The 25,614-nt window shown below is 67.6% G+C and carries 29 protein-coding genes; 16 read left to right on the top strand and 13 right to left on the bottom strand.

The window, feature by feature from the left end:
• Window position 1: 1 nt before the first annotated feature.
• The 5 genes from trhO to G528_RS0107275 all read left to right on the top strand — a co-directional run bounded on the left by trhO (window position 2) and on the right by G528_RS0107275 (window position 4,756).
• Window positions 2-892 carry an oxygen-dependent tRNA uridine(34) hydroxylase TrhO gene (gene trhO / locus G528_RS0107295; RefSeq protein ID WP_026918403.1) on the top strand — a complete coding sequence of 297 codons (891 nt, stop codon included), beginning with the start codon at window positions 2-4 and terminating at the stop codon, window positions 890-892.
• A complete protein-coding gene (locus tag G528_RS0107290; RefSeq protein ID WP_026918402.1) occupies window positions 889-1,959 on the top strand; it encodes a CobW family GTP-binding protein in 1,071 nt (356 codons plus the stop codon). Before trhO ends, G528_RS0107290 begins: the two co-directional genes overlap by 4 nt.
• A 113-nt stretch (window positions 1,960-2,072) precedes the next feature.
• Window positions 2,073-3,167, top strand: a complete 1,095-nt coding sequence (locus G528_RS0107285) for an N-acetylmuramoyl-L-alanine amidase (protein WP_425402218.1) — start codon at window positions 2,073-2,075, stop codon at window positions 3,165-3,167.
• A gap of 45 nt (window positions 3,168-3,212) precedes the next feature.
• Window positions 3,213-4,190 (top strand): SDR family oxidoreductase, encoded by a 978-nt coding sequence (locus G528_RS0107280; RefSeq protein ID WP_051198446.1) that lies wholly within the window; start codon window positions 3,213-3,215, stop codon window positions 4,188-4,190.
• Complete coding sequence (locus tag G528_RS0107275; RefSeq protein ID WP_026918399.1) at window positions 4,187-4,756, top strand: nucleosidase; 570 nt, start codon at window positions 4,187-4,189, stop codon at window positions 4,754-4,756. Before G528_RS0107280 ends, G528_RS0107275 begins: the two co-directional genes overlap by 4 nt.
• On the opposite strand, the gene G528_RS18005 is transcribed toward G528_RS0107275, so the two are convergent.
• The 4 genes from G528_RS18005 to G528_RS18195 form a co-directional block, all read right to left on the bottom strand.
• A complete protein-coding gene (locus tag G528_RS18005; protein ID WP_051198444.1) occupies window positions 4,731-5,867 on the bottom strand; it encodes a DUF6542 domain-containing protein in 1,137 nt (378 codons plus the stop codon). The two genes, G528_RS0107275 and G528_RS18005, sit on opposite strands and share 26 nt — an antisense overlap.
• Window positions 5,868-5,929: 62 nt before the next feature.
• A complete protein-coding gene (locus G528_RS0107265) occupies window positions 5,930-7,003 on the bottom strand; it encodes a DNA recombination protein RmuC (RefSeq protein WP_026918398.1) in 1,074 nt (357 codons plus the stop codon).
• A gap of 40 nt (window positions 7,004-7,043) precedes the next feature.
• Window positions 7,044-8,534 carry an HNH endonuclease signature motif containing protein gene (locus G528_RS0107260; RefSeq protein WP_245569713.1) on the bottom strand — a complete coding sequence of 497 codons (1,491 nt, stop codon included), beginning with the start codon at window positions 8,532-8,534 and terminating at the stop codon, window positions 7,044-7,046.
• A 39-nt stretch (window positions 8,535-8,573) separates the two neighbouring features.
• Window positions 8,574-9,023: a methylated-DNA--[protein]-cysteine S-methyltransferase gene (locus G528_RS18195; protein ID WP_245569712.1), complete on the bottom strand. Its 450-nt coding sequence runs from the start codon at window positions 9,021-9,023 to the stop codon at window positions 8,574-8,576.
• 306 nt (window positions 9,024-9,329) lie between these two features.
• On the opposite strand from G528_RS18195, the gene G528_RS16730 reads away from it, so the two are divergent.
• Both G528_RS16730 and ychF read left to right on the top strand, forming a co-directional pair.
• On the top strand, window positions 9,330-10,646 hold the full coding sequence (locus G528_RS16730) for an AI-2E family transporter (protein WP_035719324.1): 1,317 nt from the start codon (window positions 9,330-9,332) through the stop codon (window positions 10,644-10,646).
• A gap of 39 nt (window positions 10,647-10,685) precedes the next feature.
• Window positions 10,686-11,765 (top strand): redox-regulated ATPase YchF, encoded by a 1,080-nt coding sequence (ychF, locus tag G528_RS0107245; protein ID WP_026918395.1) that lies wholly within the window; start codon window positions 10,686-10,688, stop codon window positions 11,763-11,765.
• 96 nt (window positions 11,766-11,861) lie between these two features.
• Here ychF and G528_RS0107240 read toward each other — a convergent pair whose 3' ends face one another.
• Window positions 11,862-12,545, bottom strand: a complete 684-nt coding sequence (locus G528_RS0107240) for a TetR/AcrR family transcriptional regulator (RefSeq protein WP_035719322.1) — start codon at window positions 12,543-12,545, stop codon at window positions 11,862-11,864.
• 61 nt (window positions 12,546-12,606) lie between these two features.
• Between G528_RS0107240 and G528_RS0107235 the strand changes: the two genes are divergently transcribed.
• Together G528_RS0107235 and G528_RS0107230 are read left to right on the top strand one after the other, a co-directional pair.
• Window positions 12,607-13,362: an SDR family oxidoreductase gene (locus G528_RS0107235; RefSeq protein ID WP_026918393.1), complete on the top strand. Its 756-nt coding sequence runs from the start codon at window positions 12,607-12,609 to the stop codon at window positions 13,360-13,362.
• A 14-nt stretch (window positions 13,363-13,376) separates the two neighbouring features.
• Window positions 13,377-13,706, top strand: coding sequence for a nuclear transport factor 2-like protein (locus G528_RS0107230; protein ID WP_026918392.1), 330 nt, complete (start codon window positions 13,377-13,379; stop codon window positions 13,704-13,706).
• A 452-nt stretch (window positions 13,707-14,158) separates the two neighbouring features.
• On the opposite strand, the gene G528_RS0107225 is transcribed toward G528_RS0107230, so the two are convergent.
• The 3 genes from G528_RS0107225 to G528_RS0107215 all read right to left on the bottom strand — a co-directional run bounded on the left by G528_RS0107225 (window position 14,159) and on the right by G528_RS0107215 (window position 16,078).
• Window positions 14,159-14,791: a hypothetical protein gene (locus tag G528_RS0107225; RefSeq protein ID WP_026918391.1), complete on the bottom strand. Its 633-nt coding sequence runs from the start codon at window positions 14,789-14,791 to the stop codon at window positions 14,159-14,161.
• The gene (locus G528_RS18410; protein ID WP_156890379.1) at window positions 14,791-14,931 is read right to left on the bottom strand and encodes a hypothetical protein; all 141 of its coding nucleotides are present in this window, start codon (window positions 14,929-14,931) and stop codon (window positions 14,791-14,793) included. Before G528_RS18410 ends, G528_RS0107225 begins: the two co-directional genes overlap by 1 nt.
• Before the next feature lie 289 nt (window positions 14,932-15,220).
• Entirely contained in the window at window positions 15,221-16,078 is an 858-nt protein-coding gene (locus G528_RS0107215; RefSeq protein WP_084638093.1) for an SDR family NAD(P)-dependent oxidoreductase, read from the bottom strand.
• On the opposite strand from G528_RS0107215, the gene G528_RS16725 reads away from it, so the two are divergent.
• Complete coding sequence (locus tag G528_RS16725; protein WP_342663110.1) at window positions 16,077-16,808, top strand: TetR/AcrR family transcriptional regulator; 732 nt, start codon at window positions 16,077-16,079, stop codon at window positions 16,806-16,808. The genes G528_RS0107215 and G528_RS16725 overlap by 2 nt on opposite strands.
• A gap of 154 nt (window positions 16,809-16,962) precedes the next feature.
• Here G528_RS16725 and G528_RS16720 read toward each other — a convergent pair whose 3' ends face one another.
• The gene (locus G528_RS16720) at window positions 16,963-17,754 is read right to left on the bottom strand and encodes an alpha/beta fold hydrolase (RefSeq protein ID WP_051198443.1); all 792 of its coding nucleotides are present in this window, start codon (window positions 17,752-17,754) and stop codon (window positions 16,963-16,965) included.
• A gap of 144 nt (window positions 17,755-17,898) precedes the next feature.
• On the opposite strand from G528_RS16720, the gene G528_RS16715 reads away from it, so the two are divergent.
• Together G528_RS16715 and G528_RS18945 are read left to right on the top strand one after the other, a co-directional pair.
• Window positions 17,899-18,588, top strand: a complete 690-nt coding sequence (locus G528_RS16715) for a winged helix-turn-helix transcriptional regulator (protein ID WP_051198442.1) — start codon at window positions 17,899-17,901, stop codon at window positions 18,586-18,588.
• 6 nt (window positions 18,589-18,594) lie between these two features.
• The gene (locus tag G528_RS18945) at window positions 18,595-18,702 is read left to right on the top strand and encodes a DUF5701 family protein (RefSeq protein ID WP_425402219.1); all 108 of its coding nucleotides are present in this window, start codon (window positions 18,595-18,597) and stop codon (window positions 18,700-18,702) included.
• Window positions 18,703-18,712: 10 nt separating this feature from the next.
• Here the strand turns inward: G528_RS18945 and G528_RS18795 are convergent, their stop codons facing one another.
• Window positions 18,713-19,849, bottom strand: coding sequence for a GNAT family N-acetyltransferase (locus G528_RS18795; protein WP_084638103.1), 1,137 nt, complete (start codon window positions 19,847-19,849; stop codon window positions 18,713-18,715).
• Window positions 19,850-19,912: 63 nt separating this feature from the next.
• Here G528_RS18795 and G528_RS0107185 point away from each other — a divergent pair, with 63 nt between their 5' ends.
• Window positions 19,913-20,512, top strand: coding sequence for a TetR/AcrR family transcriptional regulator (locus G528_RS0107185; protein WP_211220606.1), 600 nt, complete (start codon window positions 19,913-19,915; stop codon window positions 20,510-20,512).
• Here the strand turns inward: G528_RS0107185 and G528_RS0107180 are convergent.
• The gene (locus tag G528_RS0107180; protein WP_026918388.1) at window positions 20,490-20,843 is read right to left on the bottom strand and encodes a VOC family protein; all 354 of its coding nucleotides are present in this window, start codon (window positions 20,841-20,843) and stop codon (window positions 20,490-20,492) included. The genes G528_RS0107185 and G528_RS0107180 overlap by 23 nt on opposite strands.
• Before the next feature lie 178 nt (window positions 20,844-21,021).
• Between G528_RS0107180 and G528_RS0107175 the strand changes: the two genes are divergently transcribed.
• Window positions 21,022-21,462 (top strand): YtoQ family protein, encoded by a 441-nt coding sequence (locus tag G528_RS0107175; RefSeq protein WP_026918387.1) that lies wholly within the window; start codon window positions 21,022-21,024, stop codon window positions 21,460-21,462.
• Window positions 21,463-21,480: 18 nt separating this feature from the next.
• On the opposite strand, the gene G528_RS0107170 is transcribed toward G528_RS0107175, so the two are convergent.
• Window positions 21,481-22,074, bottom strand: coding sequence for a TetR/AcrR family transcriptional regulator (locus tag G528_RS0107170; RefSeq protein WP_026918386.1), 594 nt, complete (start codon window positions 22,072-22,074; stop codon window positions 21,481-21,483).
• Window positions 22,071-22,919, bottom strand: a complete 849-nt coding sequence (locus G528_RS16705) for a hypothetical protein (RefSeq protein ID WP_156890377.1) — start codon at window positions 22,917-22,919, stop codon at window positions 22,071-22,073. The genes G528_RS0107170 and G528_RS16705 overlap by 4 nt, the downstream gene beginning before the upstream one ends.
• A 96-nt stretch (window positions 22,920-23,015) precedes the next feature.
• Here G528_RS16705 and G528_RS0107160 point away from each other — a divergent pair, with 96 nt between their 5' ends.
• Both G528_RS0107160 and G528_RS0107155 read left to right on the top strand, forming a co-directional pair.
• A complete protein-coding gene (locus G528_RS0107160; RefSeq protein WP_035719311.1) occupies window positions 23,016-24,848 on the top strand; it encodes a multicopper oxidase family protein in 1,833 nt (610 codons plus the stop codon).
• A complete protein-coding gene (locus G528_RS0107155) occupies window positions 24,845-25,609 on the top strand; it encodes an MlaE family ABC transporter permease (protein ID WP_026918384.1) in 765 nt (254 codons plus the stop codon). Before G528_RS0107160 ends, G528_RS0107155 begins: the two co-directional genes overlap by 4 nt.
• The last annotated feature ends 5 nt before the right edge of the window (window positions 25,610-25,614 follow it).

Below are 25,614 nucleotides of genomic sequence, written 5' to 3'. Positions count from 1 at the left end.
TGTGGCGACTCCCAAGATCGTGCTGTTCTACGTATTCACGCCGTTGCCCGATCCCGAGGCGATCCGACTCTGGCAGCAGAGCGTCTGCGAGTCGGCGGGACTGCGCGGCAGGATCATCGTGTCATCCCACGGCATCAATGCGACAGTAGGCGGCGATATCCGCGATGTGAAGCGCTACGTCCGCGCGACTCGCACATATCCCGCTTTTCGCGACGCGGACATCAAATGGTCCGACGGTCGCGGTGACGACTTCCCCCGGCTCAGTGTGCGAGTGCGACCGGAGATCGTGACGTTCGGAGTGCCCGACGACGTCGTCGTCGACGAATCCGGGGTCGTCGGCGGCGGAACCAGACTCTCGCCCGCGGAACTGCACCGACTGGTGGAGGAGCGGGGCGATGATGTCGTCTTCTTCGACGGACGAAACGCCATCGAAGCGCAGATCGGCCGATTCCGCGACGCCGTCGTCCCGGACGTCACGACCACGCGGGAATTCGTCCCACTGCTCGCAGGCGGCGCATTCGACCATCTCAAAGGCAAGCCGATCGTCACCTACTGCACCGGCGGAGTTCGTTGCGAGGTGCTCAGCGCCCTCATGAGATCCCGTGGATTCGACGAGGTGTATCAACTCGACGGCGGAATCGTCCGATACGGCGAAGAATACGGTGACGACGGATTGTGGGAGGGATCGCTCTATGTCTTCGACAAGAGGATGAGCATCGACTTCAGCCCGGAATCCACGGTGATCGGTCGGTGCGGCGTGTGCGGCACGCCGACCAGTCGCGTCGTGAATCTGCCCGACGGGGACGGCCGCGATCTGGCCGTGATGTGCGACGACTGCGCCGTCGCGACGCCCGAGGAGCAGACGGCATCACCCGAGGCGTTCCCGTCATGACTCGAGGTGTTCCCGTCGTCGTCCTCGCCGGGTTCCTCGGAGCGGGGAAGACCACCCTCCTCAATCACATGCTCCGGAACGCCGGCGGCCGGCGGATCGGCGTCCTCGTCAACGACTTCGGTTCGATCAACGTCGACGCACTGCTGGTCTCGGGACGTTCGGCGGGCACGATGTCGCTGAGCAACGGCTGCATCTGCTGCACCACCGACGACGGTGACCTCGCGGAGTCCCTCGCGATGATGGCGGACCCGAAGGCCGGGCTCGACGCCGTCCTCATCGAGGCCAGCGGCATCGCGGAGCCGAAGGCGCTCGTCCGGACGGTGCTCGCGGCGCGCGGCGTCGACGTCTCCTACGGCGGCCTGGTGTATGTGGTGGACGCCGCGGGCTTCGCGGAGACCGTCGTCGAGCACCCGCAGGTGCGCGACCATCTGGCCGTCGCCGATCTCGTGGTGTGCAACAAGGTCGACCTGCTCGATGCGAATGGGCCCGGCGGGGGCGGGCTGGACCGGGTGCACGCGCTGATCCGCGAGGTGAACGACTCCGCCCCCGTCGTCGCGGTGTCGGAGGCCGCGGTCGATCCCGAGCTGCTGTTCGACCCGGTGGATCGGCGCGACGACCCCGACGACGTGCCGCGGCAGCTGAGTCTGGCCGACCTGGTCGCCGAGGACCGGGCTGGCGGTGAGAACGATGGCGGTGAGCACGGGGACCACCTGCATGCCGCGTTCGAGTCGGCGACGTTGGAGACCTCGAGCCCGGTCGACCCGCGTCGGCTCGCGCGGTTCCTGGAGCGTCCGCCGGTCGGCGCCTATCGGATCAAGGGCACGGTGTTCATCGACCTGCCCGATCACCGAGATCTCGAGTACACGGTGCAGGCCGTCGGCGGGTTCGTGCGCGTCGGAGCCGCGCGCCGCCGCGGACGGGTGCCGTCGACGTCGCTCGTGGTCATCGGGGCGGGCCTCGACGCGGAGGGAGCGACGGTCGCGCTGGAGTCGCTGGTCGACTCCGACGGGGTCGCCGACGAGAACGGCGTCCTGCACCTCACCCGACATCTGGTCACGGGCGCCTAACGATTCCGGCTCTCGGCCGACTCCGGTTTGCCGTGAGGTCTCAAGTACTGCTTGACTGTTACTAGAGTTGTCTGTGTGACTAATGTTGTGAGATTTCGGAAGGAGAGCGGCGCATGCCGACCGAACCCGGTCGGCCGGCGCCCACCCCGCCCATGGCTGCTACTCGCGCTCGCCGGAGTGTACTGATCGCCTCGTCCCTGCTGGCGTCATCGGCGCTGGCCGGTGGACTCCTCGTCTCGATGCCCGCCGACGCGGCCCCCAAGGCCGGCTCCCTCACCGGCAAGACGGTCTTCCTCGACCCGGGCCACCAGGGCTCGGCCGCCGGACACGATCTGGCCAAGCAGGTGCCCGACGGGCGGGACGGTAAGAAGGACTGCCAGACCACCGGTGCGACCGCCGTGACCGGCAAAGCCGAGCACACGATCAACTGGGACGTCTCCCAGCTCGTCAAGAAGGCCCTCGAAGACAAGGGCGCCGTCGTGAAGATGAGCCGCAAGGACGACACCGGGTGGGGCGGCTGCGTCGACGAGCGCGCCGCCGCCGCCAGCGCGAGCGGCGCCCAACTCGCCGTCAGCATCCACGCCGACTCCACCAGCACCGGACCCGACGCCGCCAAATCGGGCTTCCACATGATCGTGCCGACGCTCCCGATCCCCGACAAGGCCGTCGACGCAGCGCAGAGCACCGACGGGCGCAAGGCGTCCAACACCATCCGCGACAGCCTCAAGAAGGGCGGCCTCACGCCGGCCAACTACCTGGGCGCCGTCGACGGCATCGTCGAACGCCCCGACATCGCCGGACTCAACCTCACCCGCGTGCCCCTGGCCTTCATCGAGATGGGCAACCTGTCCGACCCGGCCGAAGCCGCCGTCCTCTCGTCGCCGCAGGGCGCCACCAAGTACGCCGCCGCCATCACCAACGGCATCGTCAAATACCTCGACGGCGACTCCGCTCCGGCGAACCCGACGGCCCCGGCACCCGCACCGGGAGCCACCCCGAGCGAACCCGCCGCACCCGAGCCGAGTGAGGGCGTCGACATGACCGGGCTCGAAGGTCTCGGACCGCTGATCGACAAGATCACCAAGGCCAAGAGTGCCGACGAGGCGCAGAAGATCCTCATGACCGAGGGGCAGGACGTGTCGTCCGACGTGCTCCGGTCGATGCTCTCGGTGGTCTACGCCCTCTTCGGCGGCGAACTCCCCGTTTAGTTCCGGCCGACCCGTTGCGCCCCGATCGGGCGCTAGGGTTGTGGCATGGGTCTCTCATCCTCCGTGCCACTGCCGAGTCTGCGCACCGTCCGCGACCTGTTCTGGGTGCCCACACCCGTGCCCTCCCTGCGGGACCGAACCGTCCTGATCACCGGCGCCGCGAGCGGCATCGGTCGGGCGACGGCCATCGCCGCAGCACGCGCCGGCGCGCACCTCGTGCTCACCGACCTGCGGGCCGACGATCTCGACGCCGTCGTCGCCGAGATCCTCGACCAACGCGGAAGCGTCGTCTACCACCGGGCCGGCGACGTCTCCGACTACGAGTGGGTCGCGGCCTTCGCCCGGGGCGTCGACGCCGAAGTCGGCGTCATGGACGTCGTCATGAACGTCGCCGGCGTATCCGCGTGGGGGACCGTCGAGAACCTCGAACACCGGCACTGGAAGACGATGGTCGACGTCAACCTGATGGGGCCGATCCACATCATCGAATGCTTCGTACCGCAGATGGTTCGCCGTGGACGCGGCGGACAGGTCGTCAACGTCTCGTCGGCCGCCGGACTCCTCGCCCTGCCGTGGCACGCGGCGTACAGCGCCAGCAAATTCGGCATCCGCGGCGTCTCGGAGGTACTGCGTTTCGATCTGCGGCGCCACAACATCGGCGTCAGCCTCGTCTGCCCGGGCGGAGTCGCCACACCGCTGGTCGGGACCGTCGACATCGTGGGGCTGGACCGCGACAACCCGGTGGTCCGCAAGCAGGTGGACGGCTTCCACAAGATAGCGGTCTCCCCGGAGAAGGCGGCCGCGGCGATCCTGCGCGGCGTCACCCGCAACAAGTTCATGGTCTACACGTCGTTCGACATCCGCTTCGGCTACTGGTGGGCCCGCAAGTTCGCGTTCCCGTACGAGGTCGTCATGCGGATCGCCAACAACCGATTCGATCACCTCGCGCGCATCAGCGGTCTCGGTGAGCGTGCCGCGGCGTCGAACGCCGCCGATTCGACACCGTCGAGATCCGGCGAGTGACGGCTGGGGACGTCCTCGTCGTCGCGGCGACGAAAGCCGAGGCGGCCCACGTCGAGCGCACGCACGATGTCCTGATCACCGGGATCGGCAAGGTCCGGGCAGCCATCGCCGTGACCCGCGCCCTCGAATCCGGACGATACCGGCGCGTGGTCAACATCGGGACCGCCGGTGCCCTGCACGATCACCACAGCGGCCTGTTCGTCCCGTCGCGGGTGCTGGAGCACGACATCAGTGCCGATCGGCTCCGCGGCTTCGGCTACACGATCACCGACGAATGGGAGCTGCCCGGAGGCGACGGCAGCGTGCTCGCCACCGGTGACACCTTCGTCACCGACAGCGCAGACCGCGACCGGATCGCCGCCCGCGCCGATCTCGTCGACATGGAGGGCGCCGCGATCGCCGCCGTGTGCGCCGCGTTCGAGATCCCGGTCCAGCTGGTGAAGGTCGTCAGCGACAACGCTGACGACACGGCCATGGACTGGCCCTCGGCGATCGACTCCGCGGCCGTCGATCTGGCGCGCTGGCTCGACGCCGCAGGAATCAGCGGTCGTCTGCGCCCGCAGTGAGATCCTCGACGGTGCCGCGGTCGCGCAGTTGCTCGCCCGCAGTGCGGCGCGGCCCCGAACGACGCGAGCCCTGTTCTGGTCGGCCCTGTTCCGGTCGGCCCTGTTCTGGTCGGCCCTGTGTCGGTCGGCCCTGCTCCGGTTGGCGCGGTGGAACGGTCTGCGGTGCGGCCCGGCGCGGTGCGGCGCGCGTGCCCTCGTCGCGGCGGGGGCGGGACTGCCGGCGATCCGGTGCGGGATCGGCAGCGCGTCGCCGACCCGTTCCGGCACTCGCCGGCCGCCCGGTCCCACGCTGATCGGCGCCTCGCTGTCCTGACTGGGGCTGCTCGGGTCGGGGCTGGCCGGGCCGGGGCTGGTCGGCGGCACGAGGGGGCGCGACGCGGCTCGGTGCGGCTCGACGCCGCTCCGGTGCTGCTTTCTTAGCGGGTGCTGCGCCCTTGGCTGGAGTCGGGGTGCGCCCGGAACGAGCTGGTGAACCCGACTTCTGCGCGGCAGCCTTCTGTCCTGGAGCCTTCTGTCCTGAAGCCTTCTGTCCTGAAGCCTTCTGGGTTGGGGTCTTCCGCTGGGTGCGGGTCCGGTCCGCGCCTGCGCGCGCGGCCTGCGTTTTCTTCGCGGGGCGTGCGGGTGCGGCGTCCTGCAGGCCCAGGGCGGTGGCGAGTTTGACGAGCAGCGGGTTCTCTCCGGTCCGTTCGAGGAAGAACCGCGCGACCACCACGGCCAGGGTGATGATGAATGCGATGACCATCCACGGGAAGCTGGTCGCGATCGGCAGGACCACCTTGAGGATGATCGCCCGCATGCCGTCGGCGGCCTCCCGGTTGGCCGTGTAGAGCGTCAGGATTCCGATGACGAAGGCGATCAGCGGCGGTTGGGCGCCGGCGGTGAACAGTGCGCGGCGGCGAACCAGGAGGGCGGCGAGAACGCATCCGATGAGATAGAAGAGCTTGAACGAACGGCCCAGCGCAGCGGTCGATCCCGCATCGATGTAGGCGCCGATCGCGGTGATCACACCGGCGATGAGAACGGCGCCCCACCACGGGACTCCCCGGAGACCGGGGAGGACTGACCGCTCGTCGGCGGGCACGGCGGTGCCGGTTAACAGGCGCGAGAACACATCTAAACGGTACCGTCCCGGCCGCGGATCTCCGTGATCCGAAGCCGTGAGTTTGCTGAAAACTACTGCATCGGTGATGCGGATCTCACCGTCGAGTCGATGGGGCGGACGCCGTCGGCGATTCGCGCGGACGGGTCGGAAGCGCCGGAGAGTGCCTCCAATTCGGACAGGCGGCGCGCAGTCACCCCCAGCCTGCCGTCGATGGCTCCCACGGTGGAGTTGTAGGTTTCGACGGCTCGGCGCAGTGATCCGCCCATCTTCTCGAGGTGTCCGAGCACCTGGTCGATCCGTGTGTACAACTGTCGGCCGAGGGTGTGGATCACCTCGGCGTCCTCGGCGAGCGCGTATTGACGCCACCCGAGGGCGACGGTCCGCAGCAGGGCGATCAGCGTGCTCGGGGTGGCGATCACGACGTCGCGGGAGAAGGCGTAGTCGAGCAGTGACGGGTCGGCGCGCAGAGCGGCTTCGAGGACGCCGTCGCCGGGAAGGAACAGGACGACGAACTCCGGTGAGACCGGCTGTGCCGACCAGTACGCCTTCGCGGACAGGGTGTTGACGTGCGCCCGGACGGCCTGCGCGTGTCGGACCACGGGGTCGTGGCCGACCCCCGGGCCGCCGTCGGCGGCCTCGAGGTACGCGGCCAACGGGGCTTTGGCGTCGACGACGATGCGGCGTCCGCCGGCCAGCTGGACGACCAGGTCGGGGCGGACGGCGCGTTCGGCGTCCGAGAGTCCGTGCACCTGGGTTGCGAAATCGCAGTGGCGAGACATGCCGGAGAGTTCCACCACTCTCTCCAGCTGCAGTTCACCCCATCGGCCGCGGATCTGGGGCGCGTGCAGTGCACCCGCCAGCCGGGCGGTCTGCTGGTGCAGTCGGGTCGAGGTCGCCTGCATGCCGCGGACCTGTTCCGAGAGTCCCGCGTAGGCGTGGGCGCGGCCGGCTTCGCTGCGTCGTAGTTCCTCGGAGAGTCGTCCCAAGGTGTCGCGCAGCGGGCGGACGACGAGGTCGACTTCTGCGCCGACAGCTGCGCCCGGCGGGGGTGCGTGGCCGGTCGAGTTCGATGCACCGCGGGCGAGCCAGCCGAGCAGCGCGCCGACGACGAGGCAGATGGGTCCGATGATCGCGGCTGCAGTCATACGGCCATGATGCCGGGCGCCTCTGACATCGAGGGTGGTGTCAGTCCGGTTCTGGTGGTGCTGGTGGTGTCGGTGGTGGGTCGGGGTCTGTGGTCGGGAGGAGTTCGGCGTGGTGGATGGTGTTGAGCTGCCACCGATGGGGTCCGCCGGTGCCTGTTGTGGTTGGTGGGGTCGGTCGCCAGTGGACGCGTCCGGTGTGGGGGCCGGTGGCCGCGATGCGGGTTTCCCATTGGCCGGGTGCGGTGCCGACGGTGCGGTTGTGGCTGCCGCAGGCGGCTCCGAGGTGGTCGATGTCGGTGGGGCCGCCGTCTTGCCAGTCCGGGAAGTGGTGGGCTTCGGTGCGGGCGAAGGGTGCCGGGCAGCCGGGGGCGGTGCAGCCGCGGTCCCGCGCGAAGAGCATCAACCGTTGGGCGCGGGAGGCCAGGCGGCGCCCGCGTCCGAGGTAGAGGGGTTCGCCGGTGGTGTGGGCGAACACCGCCAGGTGTGGGGTCGCTGCGGCGGCCAGCCGGACCAGTTCGCTGATCGGTACTCGGGTTCCGGTGGCGGTCAGGGCGATGCCGGCGTGGGCGGCCAGTTCGGCGTCGGTGATGGTGACGACGAGTTCGGAGCGCAACGACCCCGATGCCGGGGTGCCGCTGTGGGAGCGGGCGAGGATCAGGAGGGCGTGGAGGGCGTCGTGGTTGCGTTGCATCGGGGTGCGGTCATCTCGTTCGGCCGCCGCGGCCACGACGGCCGGGTCGGCTGATTCCATCGCTCCGGTCGGGGAGGCGGGGTCGTCGGGGTTGTTCATGCCCGGGGCGGCCCAGGACTGGAGCATGATCTCGAGGTCGGCGCGCAATCCCGGGGTGAGCCGGGTGCGCAGTGTGCTCATCAACTGGCGGTCTTGGGGCATCAACGCCAGGCCGCGGAGGCGGCGGCGGTCGCGGTCGTCGGTGAGCTGCCCATCGGGATCCAGGTGGGCCAGCAGGCGGATGCCGGCGGTGCGGACGCCGGCGGGAGTCAGGGTGCGGGCCACGGCCGCGAGTTGGGCTTCGGCACCCTCGCGGGTGGTCTCGTCGACCGCGGCCGGGATGCGGGTCAGGACGGCGTCGATTTCCAGGACGTGATCGACCCCGATCGCCCCGTCGCCCACCGCGTCGGCCGTCGCGGGGCACCGCGGAGACAGGGTTTGACCTTGCATGTTGGTGAATCGTCCGATCGCCGCGGCGGCGACCCGGCGTCGGCGGGCGGCGCCGTCACCGACCCGCAGACCACCCGAGAGATACGCGTGCAACGACAGGTAGCCGGCTGTGCGGTAGGCGCCTCGGTCGGAGATCTCCACCAGGACGGCCGCATCGGCGGCGTCGAACCGGCGCCGTGCCTGCTCCAACGACTCCGCCGCCGCCAGTAATTCGCCTTCGGTGGATGCGGCCAGCGGTAGTGCGGCCAGCTTCACCGCGACGGCGTTCGCGACGGCGGCCAGGGCGATCGGATCATCGGGCAGCAGGGCATCCAGGTCGGGTGAGGTCGGCGCGGCGATGATCGTCGTCACGACCCTCACCCCCTAGCGTGTTCCTGCAGCTCATCGCTGCTATTGAAGCTGTGACACGACACTAACAAGAGCCTCCGACAAAACGGCGTCCTCGCGGTCGCGTAGACGTTGTTTCAGGTCGAGGCCGTAGCGGAATCCGCCCAGTGATCCGTCGGCTCGATGCACGCGGTGGCAGGGGACGAACAAGGCGGCGACGTTGCGGACGCAGCACTGTGCGGCACCCCGAGCGGCAGCGGGATCGCCCGCCAGCGCGGCGAGCTGCCCGTAGGTGACGGGAGCACCCGGCGGCACGGTCCGCAACGCCGCCCACGCGGCCTCGACGAACGGGCCGGACGACTGACGGACGTCGACCGCGGCAGGCGCGTCGTGCGCTCCGTCGTAATAGGCTTCGACGGCCTCGGCGACCGTTCCGCCTCTCCTCTGCGCGAGACGTGCGGAGCGCTCCGGCCGCGGATGAGCGCCTGGAGAACGCCGGTGTCGTCGGTCCACCCCGACGCGAGGACCACGTCGTCGTCGGCGGCGAGGGCGGTGAACGGTCCGTCCGGAGTGACGACGCTGATCGTCTGCAGGCAGGGCTGTCGATCGAAGAGTGCGGGCATTGCGGGCTCCTGAGCGGATCGGCCGGCGCCACAGGATTCGGTGAACGGCCGGGACGCCGGTCACGAGCCGCTCATTGACTTGGACGCAGCACGTGCGACTTCGGTTCCATCGGTGGTCCACAGGCGCGCGGTGCGTCGGGCGGACGATGTCGGACCGGTGTGTGAGGATTGCCTCGTGAGCGAGAAGAGCGACGATCTGCGGCCGACGGGGGACGACCTCGCCGAGCACGCCGAGACGAGTGTCGAGAAGGACGCCGTCGCCGACTCCCGCCTCGATGACGATGGCGGGGGCCGATGCGACGGGACGGACGACGGGGCCGAGGGTTCACCCGACGGTCCGCTGGTGAACCCGGTGACCGGCAAGCCGTACCCGAGTCGGGGACGGGTGTTCCTCACCGGGTTGAGGTCCACGGCGATGGTGTGCCTGCAGGCGCTGATCGTGATGGTGTTCCTCTATGCGCTGTTCTGGGTGATGGCGAAGTTCTGGGTGATCCTGCTCCCGGTGATCCTCGGCATCATCGTGTCGACGGTCCTGTGGCCGCCGGTCCGGTGGATGCGCGGCAAGGGCGTGCCGCCGGCAGCGGCGTCGCTGGTCATGATGCTGGTCGGTGTCGGGGTCGTCGCCGGGATCATCGGTCTCATCGTCCCGTCGGTGGTCGATCAAGCGCCGCAGTTGGCCGATAAGGCCGTCGACGGCGTCAAACAGGTGCAGGACTGGGCGCAGGGGCCGCCGCTCAACGTTCAGGACGAGCAGATCTCGTCGATCGCGGGCGAGATCACCACCAAGCTGCAGGCCAGCGCGAGCACCATCGCGACGGGTGTGTTCAATGGCGTCGGAGTCGCGACGTCGGCCATCATCACGCTGTTCACCACGGTGATTCTGGTCTTCTTCTTCCTCAAGGACGGGCCGCGTTTTCTGCCGTGGCTCGAGCGGACCATGGGTCGTGAGGGGGCGACGCACCTCAATCAGATCTTGAATCGGATGTGGAATGCGTTGGGCGGGTTCATCCGGACCCAGGCGATCGTCAGCTTCGTCGACGCCGCATTCATCGGCATCGGACTGCTGATTCTCGACATCCCTCTCGCGGGGGTCCTGATCGTCATCACGTTCCTCGGTGGATTCGTGCCGATCGTCGGTGCGTTCGTCGCCGGGGCCCTCGCGGTGTTGATCGCGTTGGTGACCCAGGGGCCCACTGTTGCGTTGATCGTGCTCGCGATCATCCTGGTGGTGCAGCAGTTGGAGAGCAACGTGCTGCAGCCGTGGCTGCAGGCCAAGACCATGGACATGCACGCCGTCATCGTGCTGTTGTCGGTGGCTCTCGGCGGCAGTCTGTTCGGGATCACCGGCGCGTTCCTCGCAGTGCCCGTCGCCTCGTGTCTGTCGGTGGCATTGCGGTACATCCTCGAGCAGATCGGGATCGCGGCGGGCGAGGAGATCAGGGTGGAGGACGAGATGGCGCGGCGTGCGCGGGACGAACGGCGCGAGCGGCGCAAGGGGCGCGCGAGTGCCTGATGGGCCGACTCGGGTGATTCGCGGATAGACTGATCTCCCGTGAGTCTTACCCTCGGTATCGTCGGTCTGCCCAATGTGGGGAAGTCGACGCTTTTCAACGCCCTGACCCGCAACGATGTGCTTGCCGCGAACTATCCGTTCGCGACGATCGAGCCCAACGTCGGCGTGGTGGAACTGCCTGACGCCCGTCTCGACCGGTTGGCCGAGATCTTCAGCAGTGAGCGGATCCTGCCGGCGACGGTGTCGTTCGTCGACATCGCCGGCATCGTGAAGGGCGCCTCCGAAGGCGAGGGGATGGGTAACCAGTTCCTCGCGAACATCCGTGAGGCGGACGCCATCTGCCAGGTGGTTCGTGTCTTCGCCGACGACGACGTCGTCCACGTCGACGGGCGCGTCGACCCGTTGTCGGACATCGAGGTGATCGAGACCGAGCTGATCCTGGCGGACATGCAGACTCTCGAGAAGGCGATTCCGCGTCTGGAGAAGGAGGCGCGGAAGAACAAGGAGCAGGCGGTTCTGCTCGAGGCGGCCAAGGGGGCGCAGGCGGTTCTCGATGCCGGTCGGACGTTGTTCTCGGCGAAGGGCGAGTTCGATCTCTCGAGCGTCCGTGAACTGCATCTGCTGACCGCCAAGCCGTTCCTTTATGTGTTCAACGCCGACGAGTCGGTGTTGACAGATGATGCGCGCAAGGCAGAGCTGCGCGACGCCGTCGCTCCCGCCGACTGCGTCTTTCTCGACGCGAAGGTGGAGAGTGAACTGCTCGAACTCGACGATGACGATGCGAAGGAGTTGCTGGAGTCGATCGGTCAGGACGAGGCCGGTCTGCGGCAGCTCGCGCGTGCCGGTTTCAGCACCCTCGGTTTGCAGACGTACCTGACCGCGGGCCCCAAGGAGGCGCGCGCGTGGACCATTCGTCGCGGCGACACCGCGCCCAAGGCCGCCGGCGTCATCCACACGGACTTCGAGAAGGGCTTCATCAAGGCCGAGATCGTCTCGTTCGACGACCTCGACGCGGCCGGCACGATGAACGCGGCGAAGGCCGCCGGCAAAGTCCGCATGGAGGGCAAAGAGTACGTCATGGTCGACGGTGACGTCGTGGAATGGAGATTCTCGCGGTAGCTTTTCGCGGTGCTTTGACTGTGCTCTCTGCTCTGACGCAAGCTCTCTGCGTGGGTCGGCCAGCTCCTTGTTCGAGCACTTGCCACGGATCGGACTTCAGAGGTTTTGTTCAGCGAGTTTGGTGAGCCACTCGATGAGCAATTGCGTCTGAGTCTGCCCGAGGACTTCGGGCCGGGATGCAGCTCTCTCGATAGCGACAGCAAAGGGGTTCGTGGCCTGTGTGTTGGTGCCGGTGATTGCCGCGATCGTTCCCTCGCGGACCGCCGCCGCCAATGTCGGGTCGGGTGTCGCCATGATGATCTGGCGCAAAGTGAGGCCAATGTTGGTCGCCAGTACATGCGCCGCGGCCTGCTCGGATGGCACGGCGAGTCGACCCTGCTCAGCCGCGCGCGCCGTGATGGCCTGCAGGATCTCGTTAGCCCGAGACTGTGCCACAGGTGAATAGCCAGGCCGGATCTTGCCGTACATGAGTGTGTAGAAGCCCGGATTGGTCAGCCCGAAGGCTACGTGTGCGTCCCATCCGGCGCGGATGTCCTGGATCGGGTCTCCGGTGGACTCCATCGCCGACTTCTCATCGAGGTAGAGGTCGAAGCCATGCTCGATGACCGCGTCGACGAGGCCCTGCTTGGAGCCGAAGAAGTGGTAGAGCGTCGGCAGTTTCACCCCAACGGCATCGCAGATAGCCCGCAGTGAAACCTCCTCGCCCGGTGCCGCGGAGACGAGGTCAGCCGCCGCTGCGATCAGACGTCGTCGTGTATCGCTTGTTGCCAGTCCTGTCACGCTGCTACAGTACGTCACGTATCAGTGCTACATAGATATGTCTCAGCGATATGGAGGGTCCATGACCGAGCACACACTCACAGGCAAGAACGTCCTCGTCGCCGGTGGAGCCAAGAACCTTGGCGGATTGATCGCCCGGCAGTCGGCGCAGGCCGGCGCGAACGTCGCCATCCACTACAACTCCGACTCGAGCCGCTCCGAGGCCGAGGCCACCCTCGCCGCAGTCGAGGCTCTTGGCGTCAAGGGCGCACTCTTCCAGGCGGACCTGACCGTGCCCGACAACGCGGCGCGTCTGTTCGACGACGCGCAGGCTGCGCTCGGGACGATCGACGTCGCGGTCAACACTGCGGGTAAGGTTCTGCGCAAGCCGATCGTCGAGACCACCGAGGACGAGTACGACTCGATGTTCGACATCAACTCCAAGGCCGCCTACTTCTTCATCAAGGAGGCCGGAAAGCACGTCGCCGACGGCGGGAAGATCATCACCATCGTCACCTCGCTCCTGGCCGCCTTCACCGACGGTTACTCCACCTACGCCGGCGGCAAGAGCCCAGTCGAGCACTTCACCCGTGCGGCGGCGAAGGAGTTCGCCGAGCGAGGGATCTCGGTCACCGCCATCGGCCCCGGCCCGATGGACACTCCGTTCTTCTACGGGCAGGAGACGCCCGAGCGGGTCGAGTTCCACAAGTCCCAGGCCATGGGCGGCCAGCTGACCAAGATTGAGGACATCGCCCCGATCGTGCGGTTCCTTGCCACCGAGGGCTGGTGGATCACCGGACAGACGATCTTCGCCAACGGCGGATACACCACCCGCTGAGAAGGAGGACGCCCATGACTGAACAAGTGATTCCCGAGCCTGTCGCCTCATTCCTCGATCGGGTCAACGCCCATGACGAGCAGGCGTTCCTCGACGCCTTCATCGAGGCCGGCGCAGTGGATGATTGGGGTCGCATTTTCACCGGTCGCCAGGCGATCAAGGCGTGGAGCGACAAGGAGTTCATCGGCTCCCGCGGCACCCTGACCGTCGAAGAGGTCGACGTCACCGGCGACACCGTCACCGTTATCGGCGACTGGCGCTCGAATTACGCCAACGGCCGCTCGAAGTTCGTCTTCGACACCGACGGCGACAAGGTTGCGAAGATGACCATCAGCGAAGGTTAAAGGACCTCTGCACCTCGAGCGGGCGTCCAGAAGCCTGGACGCCCGCTCGTTGCCCCCGCCCTGTCAGATCCCCATTCCCACTCGAATGGGAAACCCACTGCACCAGACTGGTCATCGCCCTGCGCGGGCGCGTCGACGAGGCGATTTGCTTTTTCAGCCAATGCGATCGGGCCCAAACGCTCATCGAGCGTCGGCTCGAACGATTGGCCGCCAGGTGATGGCTGTACGTGCCGGAACGCGGTGGAGTTCCGATTTAACGTCTAGCGTTAATGACGGTGCCCGTTATGCTCTGCTGACGTGATCAGATCGTTCGGCAGCAAGGACGCCGAGCGCATCTGGCATGAGCAGTAGGGCAGGCGCGTTGACCGGATGGTGCAGCACAGCATCTGCGTCAATCCGAACGCCGGCACTCTCCGTCGGCTCAGAGTCGGTTGCAAGTATCGAAGTTCGAGTCAGTTCGCGGACGTGAGTCGGATTTTGAGAGTCGGGGCGCCGTTCCCTGCGCTCGTCGGATATAGACGCATGTCGACGGTGGCGCCGCCAGACTTTGCGGACTGCTCCCACTCCCGATCGAGACGGGTCGGCGGCTGAAGGGCGATGTCGAGGTCGTGCGACCAGTCGCGGAGAGTGGCGACGGCGTCGTCCCACGGCTGTGAGCGGTGGCTGATCGACACGAACTCGATGCGATCGGACGTGTCTGTATGAACGGACATCGTTATATCGTGCGCCGCGAACGTGGAACCGTCGGGGAGGGTGAGATCGATGTTGTCGGAGGTGAATTCGCGGATCTTGTCGGACCCGAGGAACGGGGTGCCACCCAGTTCGGAGGCGTTGGCGGGACTGCGGAGGTCGACGACGAGGGTCTTCGGGTCGTTGACGACGGCCCCGACGAGCAGGCCTCCAGTGAAGAGGACCACGGCTACGACGGGGATACCTCCGATGAGAACGCCGCCGATGATCGCCGTGGCACGGGAATGCTTGTCTCCGCGGGTGTTCCAGGCGATGACGAGCAGGAGTGCGCCCAAGGGAGCAGCCACGACGAATGCGATGGCGATGAGGACGAAAAGGATGCCGCCTGCGCCCATCAGCGAGTCCGTTCCACGCCGAGGCCGAGGCAGTCGCGGACGTGCATGGCCGCAAAGATGACGGCCATGCGCGGCGGAACGGCACGGCGCGTGGCGCGACTGACTCCGATCATCACTTCGAGCGTCAGTGGCACAGTCATAGCTGCAGGATAGTCGGCGCCCATTCCGCGGCAGCCGGCGAGGAGATCGTCGGTCTCGAGCGCCGCCGCGGCGATCGCGGTGGCGCCGCCGCCGACGACTCCGGTGGCGGCGCCGGCCGCGGAGACCGCGGCGCACTGGTCAACTGGCTCAACAGCCTCGGAAATGGATCGCGCAGCGTTCGATTCGCATCAAGAACATGTTCGCTCGCGTGCGTGGGCATGCTGCCGCAGGCATTGCGTGGGATTCGTTGGTCCGAGAGGGGTGGTGGGTAGCAGTCTTCTTAACGATTCATGTCGGCCAGTGGAACGTCCCGTTCGTGCCATAGGAGTCGCGGCGGGCCGCGTATGCGGTCGCGGCCTGGTCCGGGGCATCGTCCCCGATGAGTGTTCGTAACGGATGGTCCGGACCAGCCAGGCGGGCGAGGAGCGCATCGGCCGCCTGTTCGGGGTGCGCATCCGTCGGCGGCGCGTCGGTGTCAACGGTCGGCCACGGGACCTCTGAAGTCCCGAAGATGTGAGCGCGTAGCCCGTCGTATTCATGTTTGGGGGTGGCGAACTGCATGCTGCTGCCGGCCCAGTCGGTGGCAAATCCGCTGAGCTGCGCGATCGTCACCCGGATCCCGAATTGCGCGACCTCGGAGGACAGTGCCTCACTGAATCCCTCGAGCGCCCACTTGCTTGCGTTATAGAGCCCGAGCATCGGCATCGAGCCGATGGCTCCCAGTGTTGAGATCTGCACGAGGTCACCGCCGCCATTCGCCCGCAGGTGCGGGATCGCCGCGCGCGACACCCACATCGCGCCGAACAGATTCACGTCGAAGTGCTCGCGCGCTTCCTTCTCGTCGATCTCCTCGAGGGCCCCGACAAAACCGACGCCCGCGTTGTTGACGACGATGTCGAGACTGCCGAATATACGGGCTGCCTTGTCAACAGCTGCAGTGGCCGCGGTGGCATCGCGCACGTCGAGAAGAATCTCGCGGGCTGAGTTGGGGTAGGTCTCCCGCAACTCGGCCATCGCCCCCGGGGTGCGGGTCGTTCCGACGACGCGATCACCTTGCGCCAGTGCGGCCTGTGCGAATGCCCGGCCGAGCCCGCGGCCCGCGCCGGTGACAAGCCAGGTGCGAGGTCTCTGCGTTGTTGCCGTCATGTGGCGATCCCTTCAACGAAACGGTCCGTCTCGTCAGGGTGGACGAGCAGCGATCTCTTGTCAAGACGGTGCGTCTCGTCTCGTTTTTGATTACTCTTGCCCCATGACTTCACCCCCCGAGAGAGCCTCAGCTACCCGAACTCCGGGTCCTGACGCCTCGAGACGAAGCGAGCGAGCCCGTCGCGCGATACTCTCCGCCGCGCGAGGGCTTGCTCGCGAGGTTGGATATGGGCGGATGAGCATCGAGGGAATCGCGGCTGCGGCCGGTGTTGGAAAACAGACGATTTACCGTTGGTGGCCGTCGAAAGCGGCAGTGTTATTCGATGCGATCCTGGAGTCGAATTCGTTTGAATCGGGTGTGGTCGGCGTCCCGGATACCGGGAATCTGGAGTCCGATCTCAGGATGGTACTGCGAGGGGCGGCGGCTGAGCTCAGGGATCCGGCAACCGACCGCCTTCAGCGAACGCTCACCGCGGAGGTGCAGGCCGACCGGGCTATTGCCGACGAACTGGTGCGGAGGCTGCTCCGCCCGCAGCTGGACGCGACTGCTGCGAGAATTGAGGAGGGCATCCGGGCGGGCCAGGTCGACAGCTCTGTGGACCCGGGACTTGCGGTTGAGTTGATCTTCGGGCCTGTGTTTCATCGATGGGCGTTGCGAACCGGAGATCTGGACGACGCGTTCGTCGACGGTCTGCTCGCACTGGTGCTGACAGGATTGCGGCCGCGTTAAGGAAGTCCGGACGGATCGTTTCGAGACCCTGCTGATCGTCATGATCAGCAGGGAACTGGCAGGTCCGGCGAATGGTCGGGTGCTTGTTGTTGTTCGGAGGGGGTCCTGCCTATGGAGTCGCTGGCGGTCGAGTTCTGCCGACGCCATGGCGCTCTCATTCGTCGACGAAGTCGCCGATCGCTGTGGTCAGCGTGGCATCGTCAACACCGTGCCATTCGCCCGGAAGGATCGTCAGGCGCGCGTCGGGCAGCGTCGCCTCCAACTCCTCTCCCCAAGTGTGGATCTCGGGTGCGGTGGAGTCCGAGGCGATGAGCAGGGTCGGTTGCCGCACCGAGGAGAACCGAATCGCCGGCGTTCCCGGCAGAAAGGTCAGCTCGTGCAGAAGTGACGCGGCATCCCGCAGGGTCTCTGCGGACGGTGGCGGCAGTTCGGCCAATACTTCGGCGGGGACGCCGACGACGTCGGTCTGGAACCAGTGGTGGAGGACGTCCGGGCCGTCCGCGAGTCGGCGTTCCCCTTCAGCGCGGAACGCATGGTCGGGGTCCGGCTCGTCGTAGAGGGGTGGTTCCAGAAGTGCCAGGCGTTCGATCGGGGCACCGGCTTCGGCGGCGATGAGGGAGAGCGTCGCCCCGGAGGAGAACCCGTAAACCGTGACGGGGCCGTCGGCCAGGTCGATGACGGCGGTGAGGTCCTCGACCTCGCGCTGCACGTCGTAGGGGTCGGTGTTGCCGCTCTCGCCCTTCCCCCTGCGATCGTAGGTCCAGACAGTGAAGCGTTCGGCGAGCGCATCGGCGAGCGTCGGCTGTGGTGTGGTGGCGCGGGAGACGCCGACACAATGAACCATCACCAGGTCCGGGCCGGTGCCGACCCGACTCCAGGCGATCGGTGTCCCGTCCGTGGAGTCGACGACGCCATGCGTCTGTTTCGAGGCGGATGCGGTCGCCATCGGGGCTCCTTGAGGTCCTGTGGGGCGGCGGGTGGGGTTGTCTGGTCGGCCTGCTCGTGGTCGTGAAGGATGTTCCAAGCCGTCGACTCGACACTATGTTTAACATAGTTGGAGCTTCGAAGTCCATAGTGACAACATGGAGTCATGCCGATCAAGCGTTCCTACGCGGTTCAGGGGGATGCCTGCGCAACAGCGCACGCGATGGAGCTGCTCGGGGATCGATGGACCTACCCGGTGCTGCGTGAGCTGATGCTTGCCCCGAAACGCTTCGCCGAACTCGAGGCCTCCTTGCGGGGTGTCACGCCGGCGGTCTTGACGGCACGACTGCGTCAGCTCGAGGCGGCGGGTCTGGTCCGGCGCACGGCGTTGCCCGCTCCTGCGCGAGTCACCGTGTACGCCGTCACACAATGGGCGGCCGAACTGCGGCCGGTTTTCGAGTCGTTGGGGCGCTGGGCGCTGAGGTCGCCGGTGCGTGACGTCGATGGGTGCGGTCTGACTCCCGACGCGATCGCGCAGTCCATGCTGACGATGGCACCGCCGCTCACGATGGACCCGCCGTTGTACGTGGAACTGCGGTTGGCTGACATGCGCGTGAACCGAGACGCTGAACGATACATCTATCGGCTGCATTGGGCGGATCGACTGTCCATCGAACGCGATCGGGCCCCCGATGCTGCCGTGACCATCTCCGGTGACTCTACGACCTGGGCCGGCGTGCTCTACGACGGCATCGATCTGAGCTCCATGGAAGTCGGCGGTGAGCGTGCGGCGGCGCAACGCCTGGTCGCCGCATTCGCAGGAGTTCTCGAAGACGCGGGTGCGGTGGCACGCTGACAGGACCTGACGGGGCCGACACAGCATCGGGGAGCCCCGAAACACGGTTGGTGCTGGTGCAGCAAACGGCACACGTGGCTGGGATTCGCCTCCGGCTCACGACACGTCTGGTGAGTGGATCACGTCAGAGGGGTCGATTCCGCTGGGGGTTCGCAGCTCTCGGCGCGCGGTCGGGCCGACCGGAATGAGGGTCGGTGTCTCCGGCGAGAGCGCCGAAGATGAGCGTGTCCGTCCACTCTCCCTTGCTCCACCAGTTCTGCCGCAGGTGCGCTTCTGCCGTCATTCCGACCCGGCGTGCGAGTTCGGCGGACGCCGTGTTGCGGGCATCCATCTGTGCTGCGACACGGTGCAGGCGATAGTGCGTGAACGCCGTCGACAGGACCGCGTTCACGGCTTCGCTCGCCAGCCCCCGGCCGCCCCATTCGGGGTCGAGCACCCAGCCGATCTCCGCCACGCGGTGTTCGGGGTCGGTCGGCCACAGGGTGACATCGCCGATGACGGCGCCGTCGTGTTCGACGACCAACGCAAGCTTCGTACCGCCGTCCGCGAGGCCGGTATGCGCGATTCGCTCCCCGACGTGTCTGACGGTCTCGGGCATCGTCCAAGGTTCATCGAGGAGATATCGGGCGACGGCCGACCGTCCATAGATTCGGTCCAGTGCCCGGACGTCGGAATGCTCGTGCAGGCGCAGGCGGAGTCGCTCGGTGGTCAGCGGGAACGCTTCGATCGCCTCGATCGCTCGGCGGTAGTGCAGCAGGACCGCGCTGTCGCCGGATGGCGTCGTATCGTGCATGGCCTCACCACGCACAAAGCCCGAACGTTCGAGAGCCCGCCTGGATGCGTCGTTGTCGATGAGGATCCGGGCCGTCACGTCGGTGATCCGGCTGCGGCGCAGAAGCTCGATTGCGAGGGCGAGGGCGCCGGTGGAGAGCTGTTTGCCACGGTGGTCGGGGTGCACCCAGAATCCCACTTCGACGGACGTGCCCGTGGCCCCGAACAGCACCAGGCTGCCGGCGAAGTCGTCCGTCGTCGGATCGGCGATCGCAAGCACTGCGAGGTCGCCGTCGTCCAGACCTTCACGGATCGGCCCGTCGATGAGGGCTCGCACGGACTCGGCGGTGTACTCCGGCTCGGGGAGGTGCCCGTACTTGCGGACGGCGGCGTCACGAGTGCCCGCGGCGTACGCGTCGGCGTCGGAATGACGCATGGTCCGGAGCGTGGCCCGCTCGTTGCGGATCGGGAGCAAGGACGTCGACAACACCACACTAAACTAACATTGTTCGAATAAGGTTGGCCTGTGAGTTATTGGGATCATCCGAAACCTGTGAAGCGCGCGCGATCCGTCGATGTGGCACGGGTCGCGCACACGGCGTCTTCGATCCTCGACGAGGGTGGCCTTCGCGCGCTCACCGTCAGGGCCGTCGCGCAACGCCTCGACATCGCGCCGGCCAGTCTGTACTCACGCTTCTCGTCGAGCGACGACCTCTTCGATGTGGCGCTCGATGATGCTCTCGGACGCGACGCCGAACTGCAATCGGCAGTGCGCCGGGCGCCGCTCGACGCACTGATGGTCGCGTACTTTCGGCATCTGGTCCGGCGCCCCTGGGCGTGCCAGGTCATCGCGATGCGCGCGCCGAGGGGGCCGAACTACCTGCTGCTGTCCGAACGGATGTGCGTCTTGCTCGTCGAGCGTGGTTCCGCCGACCCCCTCGGGGACGCGTATGCGCTGTCGAACTTCGTCATCGGCAGCGCGACGACGGCACCGATCGCAGGGCATGAGCGTGTGGCCCCGGTGGACCCGCGACTCGCACCGACGTACGCGACGCTGCACGCGGCACGTCCCGAAGATCCGGAAGCGGTTCTGACCGCGGGGCTCACCGCACTGCTGGCGGCGCCCGGTCTCAGGAATGCGTGCCGACGTTGACGACGCGGCCGCCGGCGTCGCGGTAGAAGAACCGAGTCACGCCCCAGTCCTCGTCGGTCAGCGGGTGGACGATCTCGAGGCCGGCGGTTTCGGCGCGAGCGAGGGCGGCATCCACGTCGTCGACGAAGATCGACACGTCGGGGTTCACCGGGGCGCCTGCGTCACGCGTCATGACGCTGAGCTGATGGCCTCGATCGTCGCCGAGGGTGACGATCCAGCCGTGATCCATGAGGACGGTCAGGCCGAAGACGCCGACGTGCTGCGCGACGACCGCGTCGAGCGCCTCGCGGCTGTGAACGGTGAGGTTGGGGACGACGCGATCGATACGCATGCACCAAGTGAAGCAACGGGGCGGGCAACGCTCAAGGGGCAGACGTCCGGGCCCAACAGTTCGGGCGCGACAGTTCGGGCGCAACAGTTCGGGCGCAACAGGGGACGGGCCGACTCGTTAGGGTGGTGGGCAGAGAACGGGACAGGAATCTGTCTCCCCGAAGCAGGAGCATTCATCGATGAGTTTTTCCGTGTACCTCTCCGGCGAGATCCACACCGACTGGCGCGCGGAGATTCAGCGCGGCGCCGAGGCCGCCGGACTCGACGTCGTCTTCACCGCCCCGGTGACCGACCACCCGGCGAGCGACGCCGCCGGCGACCATCTGGGCGCGACCGAGAGCGGATTCTGGCGTGACCACCAGTCGTCCAAGGTCAACGCCATCCGCACGCGCACGCTGATCGAGAAGGCCGATCTGGTGGTGGTGCGCTTCGGAGACAAGTACAAACAGTGGAACGCCGCGTTCGACGCCGGCTACTGCGCCGCACTCGGAAAGCCGTACGTGACGCTCCACGACGAGGACATCGTCCACCCGCTCAAAGAGGTCGACGCCGAAGCCCAGGCCTGGTGCACGAGCACCGACCAGGTCGTCGAGATCCTCCGCTACGTGCTGACGGCGTAGCGGCGATCGGGCCCGCGGCTACTCGGCGTCGGGATCGTCGAGCGGTCGGTCGATCGTCGACGCCAGGAGTCCGGAGATCGCGCGCTGGAGTTCGTCGGGCGTCGGGGTCGGCAATGCGCCGTGGCCGTGGATGTACCCGATCCCGGCGTACACCAGCAGCCCGGCGAGGAGCCGAGCCTGGGCGGCGCTCATCTCGAGCTCCAACAGGGTGTCGTTGACGACCTTGAAGATCTCGCCGTCGATGTTGCGGACCGTGCCGGCGACCTTCTCACTGCTGCGCGCCCAGTCGCGGATCGCGGTCTCCACCGTGAGGTGACTGTCGCTGATCAGCATCGTCGACAAAGCCACCAGCCGAGCATCGGCGGGCATCTCGGTGAGCCCGTGCAGTTCGGCGACCCGGAGACGATTCATCTCCTGCCAGCGTGCGGCCATCGCCTCCCAGAGGGCGTCGAGATCCTTGAAATGCCAGTAGAAGCTGCCCTTGGTGACGCCGAGTTCGGCACACAGTGATGAGATCTTGACGCCGTGCACGCCCTCCGACGTGACGAGTGCGAGGGCCGCGTCGACCCAGTCGGTGGCGCTGAGTCGATGCGAGCGTGGCGACTTCGTCATCGCTGAGTGGATCCTCCTACGGCGTCGCGGACGATGGTCGCCACCGCCGGCTCCGACAGCAGGGCGAAGTGGTGCGCCGGGCGCCGGGTGCGTGCCGGGTCGAGGATCCGGTTGTCCATGCCTTCGATGGCCGCCGACAAGGGATCGCTCACCAGGCCGTCGATGGGCGAGATGACGTTAGTGTATCGCAGCTCGGGGGACGGGAGCCCGGCTCGCCGGAGGGCGACCAGCAGGTCCGAGCCGCGGACGAGTTCGCGACAGCCGGCGCACCACGGGTCGATGAGCGGTTTCTCCATCCGCAGGACGGCGTCGTAGGTCCCGAGACGCCTGCTGAGGTCCTCGGTGTCGCCGAGGAAGCCGATGTTGGTCCCCCTCCAGAGGGGTCCGATCGCGATGAGGTCGGTGACCGGATTCAGTCGGCGGGCGTCACCGGTCTGCTGGACCACCCGCTGGGCGACGAGGGAGCCGGCGCCGTGGGCGATCACGGTCCACGTGGCGCCGGAGTGCTGCCGCAGGCGCATGCGGTCGGCGACCTGTCGGGCGCTCGCGTCGATGGCGGTGAAGCCGGCGGCGGGCGGTCCGCCGGCGCGCACCACCGTGTCGGTGAGCGGCGTGCGCCCGTAGTCGACGACCACCGAGCAGGCTGCGGGCGTCCCGATGCGCCGGGCGAACGACGACATCTCCGCGGCGGTCCCCGCCATGTCGTGCAGGTACAGGTACTGCGTGGGGCAGGCGGCGGGGCCGGCCGCCGACTCGGCCGGGACGGCGAGCGGTGCGGCGACGGCCGCGACGGCGGTGCCGATGATCAACGAGAGCGTGGAGAACGGGCGGCGGCGACTCAGCATGTCCAAACCATACCGTATGGTATTGTGGCCTGCGTCTCATCGGACGCCGAACAAGGGAACCACGTGGGCGCGAAGGTCAACCGTCGAGAATTTCTGTTGGGAGCGGCAGCGGCCGCAGCGTCGGGAGCACTGGCGGGCCACGTCTCGTCGGGCACCGCGCAGGCGGCGCCCGCACCGAAGATCCAGCCGCCGAAGATCAAGTGGCCGACGATCTTCCACTCGCCGCCGATGGCGAAGTACGTCGACGACCTGCCGGTGCCGAGCACACTCGTGTCCTCACCGACCGAGCCCATCGAGATCGTCGCGCGGACGACGCGCAACCGATTCCACCGCGACCAGCCCGCGGTGCCGACGATGGCGTACAACGACGAGTCGTACCTCGGACCCACCATCGAGGCGCACGTCGGCGAACAGACGACCGTCAACTATCGCAGCGAACTCGGTCGGCACGTGTTCGCCGCCGACCTCGACGCGTCGCTGCACGGTGTGCGGGAGAGCTACCGCGATCGGCCGCCCACCGTGATGCACCTGCACGGCGGGGCGACCCCGCCGGAATACGACGGCAACCCGGAGCGGCTGACGCTGCCCCACCGGGGCACCGCGCCGTTCCGGTTCCCGAACCGGCAGGAGGCCGGTCACCTCTGGTACCACGACCACGCGATGGCGATCACGCGCGCCAACGTCTACGCGGGGCTGGCGGGAATGTACTTTCTGCGCGACGACTTCGACACCGGCCGCCCGGACAACCCGCTGGGCCTGCCCGCCGGCGAGCACGAGATCCCCCTGATCCTGCAGGAGAAGATCTTCCGGGAGAACGGTCACCAGTCGCTGCGGTCCACCCCGGTGGTACCCGAAGGCCTCTGGGAGGGCGGGGCCGTCGGCGACCGCGCGGTCGTCAACGGCCGCGTATGGCCCAAACTGACGGTCGACCGCGGCCTGTACCGCTTCCGACTGATCAACGCGTCGTCGTTCTCGGTGTGGAATCTGTTCTTCTCGAACAGGATGCGATTCTGGGTGATCGGCAACGAGGGCGGCCTGCTGAACGCACCGGTGCGGACCTGTTCGATCCAGGCGTCACCGGCGGAACGGTTCGACATCCTCGTCGACTTCAGCTCCCTCGCACCGGGCGAGACGGTGGACCTCTGCAACGATCTGGCGCCACCGACTCAGGCCGCGATCCTCGGGGAGGTCGCCCTCCCGCGGTTCTGCCGGTTCATCGCGGGCGCCGGTCGCGGCGACCGCCGCGAGGTGCCGACCACGCTCCGCGGCGGTGCGCGTCGACCCGACCGGATCCCGCCGATCGCCAGGCCCTCCCGGGTGCGCAGGGTGAGCGTCTCGCAGCCCTACGAGCTGCGTCTGCCGCCGGCGATCATGTCGCTGAACAACCTGCGCTACGCCGATCCGCAGATCGAGAAGCCCCGGCAGGGCGTCACGGAACGCTGGGACATCATCAACATCACCCCGGACCCGCACCCGATTCACCTGCATCTGGTGATGTTCCGGGTCCTCGGGCGCCGCCCGCTGCGCACCGTCGACTACCAGGCGGCGCATCCGCAGCCGCCGATCGGCACCCGATGGGCACCCGACCCGAGCGACTTCTACGCCGGCCCGATGCGCGGTCCCGCCGCGTGGGAGGCCGGGTGGAAGGACACGGTCCGCGCGCCCGGCGGGCACGTCACCTCGATCATCGTGCGGTTTCCGACGGCAGACGAGCTCGGCTTCGATCCCGACGCGATCTTCTCCTCGGACCCCACGCAGACGTGGACCCGCTCGGCGGGCGGCCGCGCGGTCTCCCGGACGCCGCACGGGGGCGGACACGGGGATGCTGCGGCCGGATCCCCCAAGGAACTGCAGGGGTACGTGTGGCACTGCCACATCCTCGATCACGAGGACCACGACATGATGCTGCGGTATCGGGTGGTGCCGTGATCGCAGCCAGGGCGGTGGTCTCGGGGGCCGGCGAGTTCTTCACGCTGTGCGCCGACACGGCGCGTGCGGCCGGGCGCCGACCGGTCCAGGTGACCGAGTTCGGTGCACAGTGTCTGGCCATCATCCGGGTCTCGTTGCTGCCGACCGTGGTGATGGCGGTGCCGTTCACGGTGCTCGTCGTCTTCACGCTGAACTCGCTCCTCGGCGAGATCGGCGCGCGCGACCTGTCGGGCGCGGGCGCCGGGTTCGGCGCGATCACGCAGATCGGTCCGCTGGTGACTGTTCTGGTGGTCGCCGGGACCGGGGCGACGGCGATCGCCGCCGATCTGGGTTCGCGAACGATCCGCGAGGAGATCGACGCGATGGACGTCCTCGGGATCGATCCGATCAACCGGCTCGTCGTCCCCCGCGTCGCCGCCTCCACGCTGGTGGCGTTCCTGCTCAACGGCGGGGTCTGCGCCATCGGGATCTTCGGCGGCTTCGTCTTCTCCGTGTACGCCCAGGACGTGTCGCCCGGCTCGTACGCGTCGAGTCTGACGTTGCTGGTCGGGTCGGGTGAGGTGATTCTCTCGCAGGTCAAGGCCGCGCTGTTCGGCTGTGTCGCCGGCCTGATCGCCTGCTATCGCGGACTGTCGGTGTTCGGCGGACCCAAGGCGGTGGGCAACGCCGTCAACGAGACGGTCGTGTACGCGTTCTCGGCGCTGTTCGTCCTCAACCTCGTGCTAACGGCAGTCGGTGTGGCATTGGGGGTCGGCGGATGACGATC

This window comes from Gordonia shandongensis DSM 45094, assembly GCF_000423025.1.
In the GTDB taxonomy this organism is placed as follows: domain Bacteria; phylum Actinomycetota; class Actinomycetes; order Mycobacteriales; family Mycobacteriaceae; genus Gordonia; species Gordonia shandongensis.
The sequence above is the reverse complement of the archived record's forward strand: the minus strand, read 5'-3'. Positions and strand labels throughout refer to the sequence as shown.

Excerpts from the sequence above, each read along its gene's own strand:
- G528_RS0107290 (WP_026918402.1), top strand. The coding sequence starts at position 889 with ATGACTCGAGGTGTTCCCGTCGTCGTCCTCGCCGGGTTCCTCGGAGCG.
- G528_RS0107285 (WP_425402218.1), top strand. The coding sequence starts at position 2,073 with ATGCCGACCGAACCCGGTCGGCCGGCGCCCACCCCGCCCATGGCTGCT.
- G528_RS0107280 (WP_051198446.1), top strand. The coding sequence starts at position 3,213 with ATGGGTCTCTCATCCTCCGTGCCACTGCCGAGTCTGCGCACCGTCCGC.
- G528_RS0107265 (WP_026918398.1), bottom strand. The coding sequence starts at position 7,003 with ATGACTGCAGCCGCGATCATCGGACCCATCTGCCTCGTCGTCGGCGCG.
- G528_RS0107235 (WP_026918393.1), top strand. The coding sequence starts at position 12,607 with ATGACCGAGCACACACTCACAGGCAAGAACGTCCTCGTCGCCGGTGGA.
- G528_RS0107230 (WP_026918392.1), top strand. The coding sequence starts at position 13,377 with ATGACTGAACAAGTGATTCCCGAGCCTGTCGCCTCATTCCTCGATCGG.
- G528_RS0107225 (WP_026918391.1), bottom strand. The coding sequence starts at position 14,791 with ATGGGCGCAGGCGGCATCCTTTTCGTCCTCATCGCCATCGCATTCGTC.
- G528_RS18410 (WP_156890379.1), bottom strand. The coding sequence starts at position 14,931 with ATGACTGTGCCACTGACGCTCGAAGTGATGATCGGAGTCAGTCGCGCC.
- G528_RS16725 (WP_342663110.1), top strand. The coding sequence starts at position 16,077 with ATGTGGCGATCCCTTCAACGAAACGGTCCGTCTCGTCAGGGTGGACGA.
- G528_RS0107215 (WP_084638093.1), bottom strand. The coding sequence starts at position 16,078 with ATGACGGCAACAACGCAGAGACCTCGCACCTGGCTTGTCACCGGCGCG.
- G528_RS16720 (WP_051198443.1), bottom strand. The coding sequence starts at position 17,754 with ATGGCGACCGCATCCGCCTCGAAACAGACGCATGGCGTCGTCGACTCC.
- G528_RS16715 (WP_051198442.1), top strand. The coding sequence starts at position 17,899 with ATGCCGATCAAGCGTTCCTACGCGGTTCAGGGGGATGCCTGCGCAACA.
- G528_RS0107180 (WP_026918388.1), bottom strand. The coding sequence starts at position 20,843 with ATGCGTATCGATCGCGTCGTCCCCAACCTCACCGTTCACAGCCGCGAG.
- G528_RS0107175 (WP_026918387.1), top strand. The coding sequence starts at position 21,022 with ATGAGTTTTTCCGTGTACCTCTCCGGCGAGATCCACACCGACTGGCGC.
- G528_RS0107170 (WP_026918386.1), bottom strand. The coding sequence starts at position 22,074 with ATGACGAAGTCGCCACGCTCGCATCGACTCAGCGCCACCGACTGGGTC.
- G528_RS16705 (WP_156890377.1), bottom strand. The coding sequence starts at position 22,919 with ATGCTGAGTCGCCGCCGCCCGTTCTCCACGCTCTCGTTGATCATCGGC.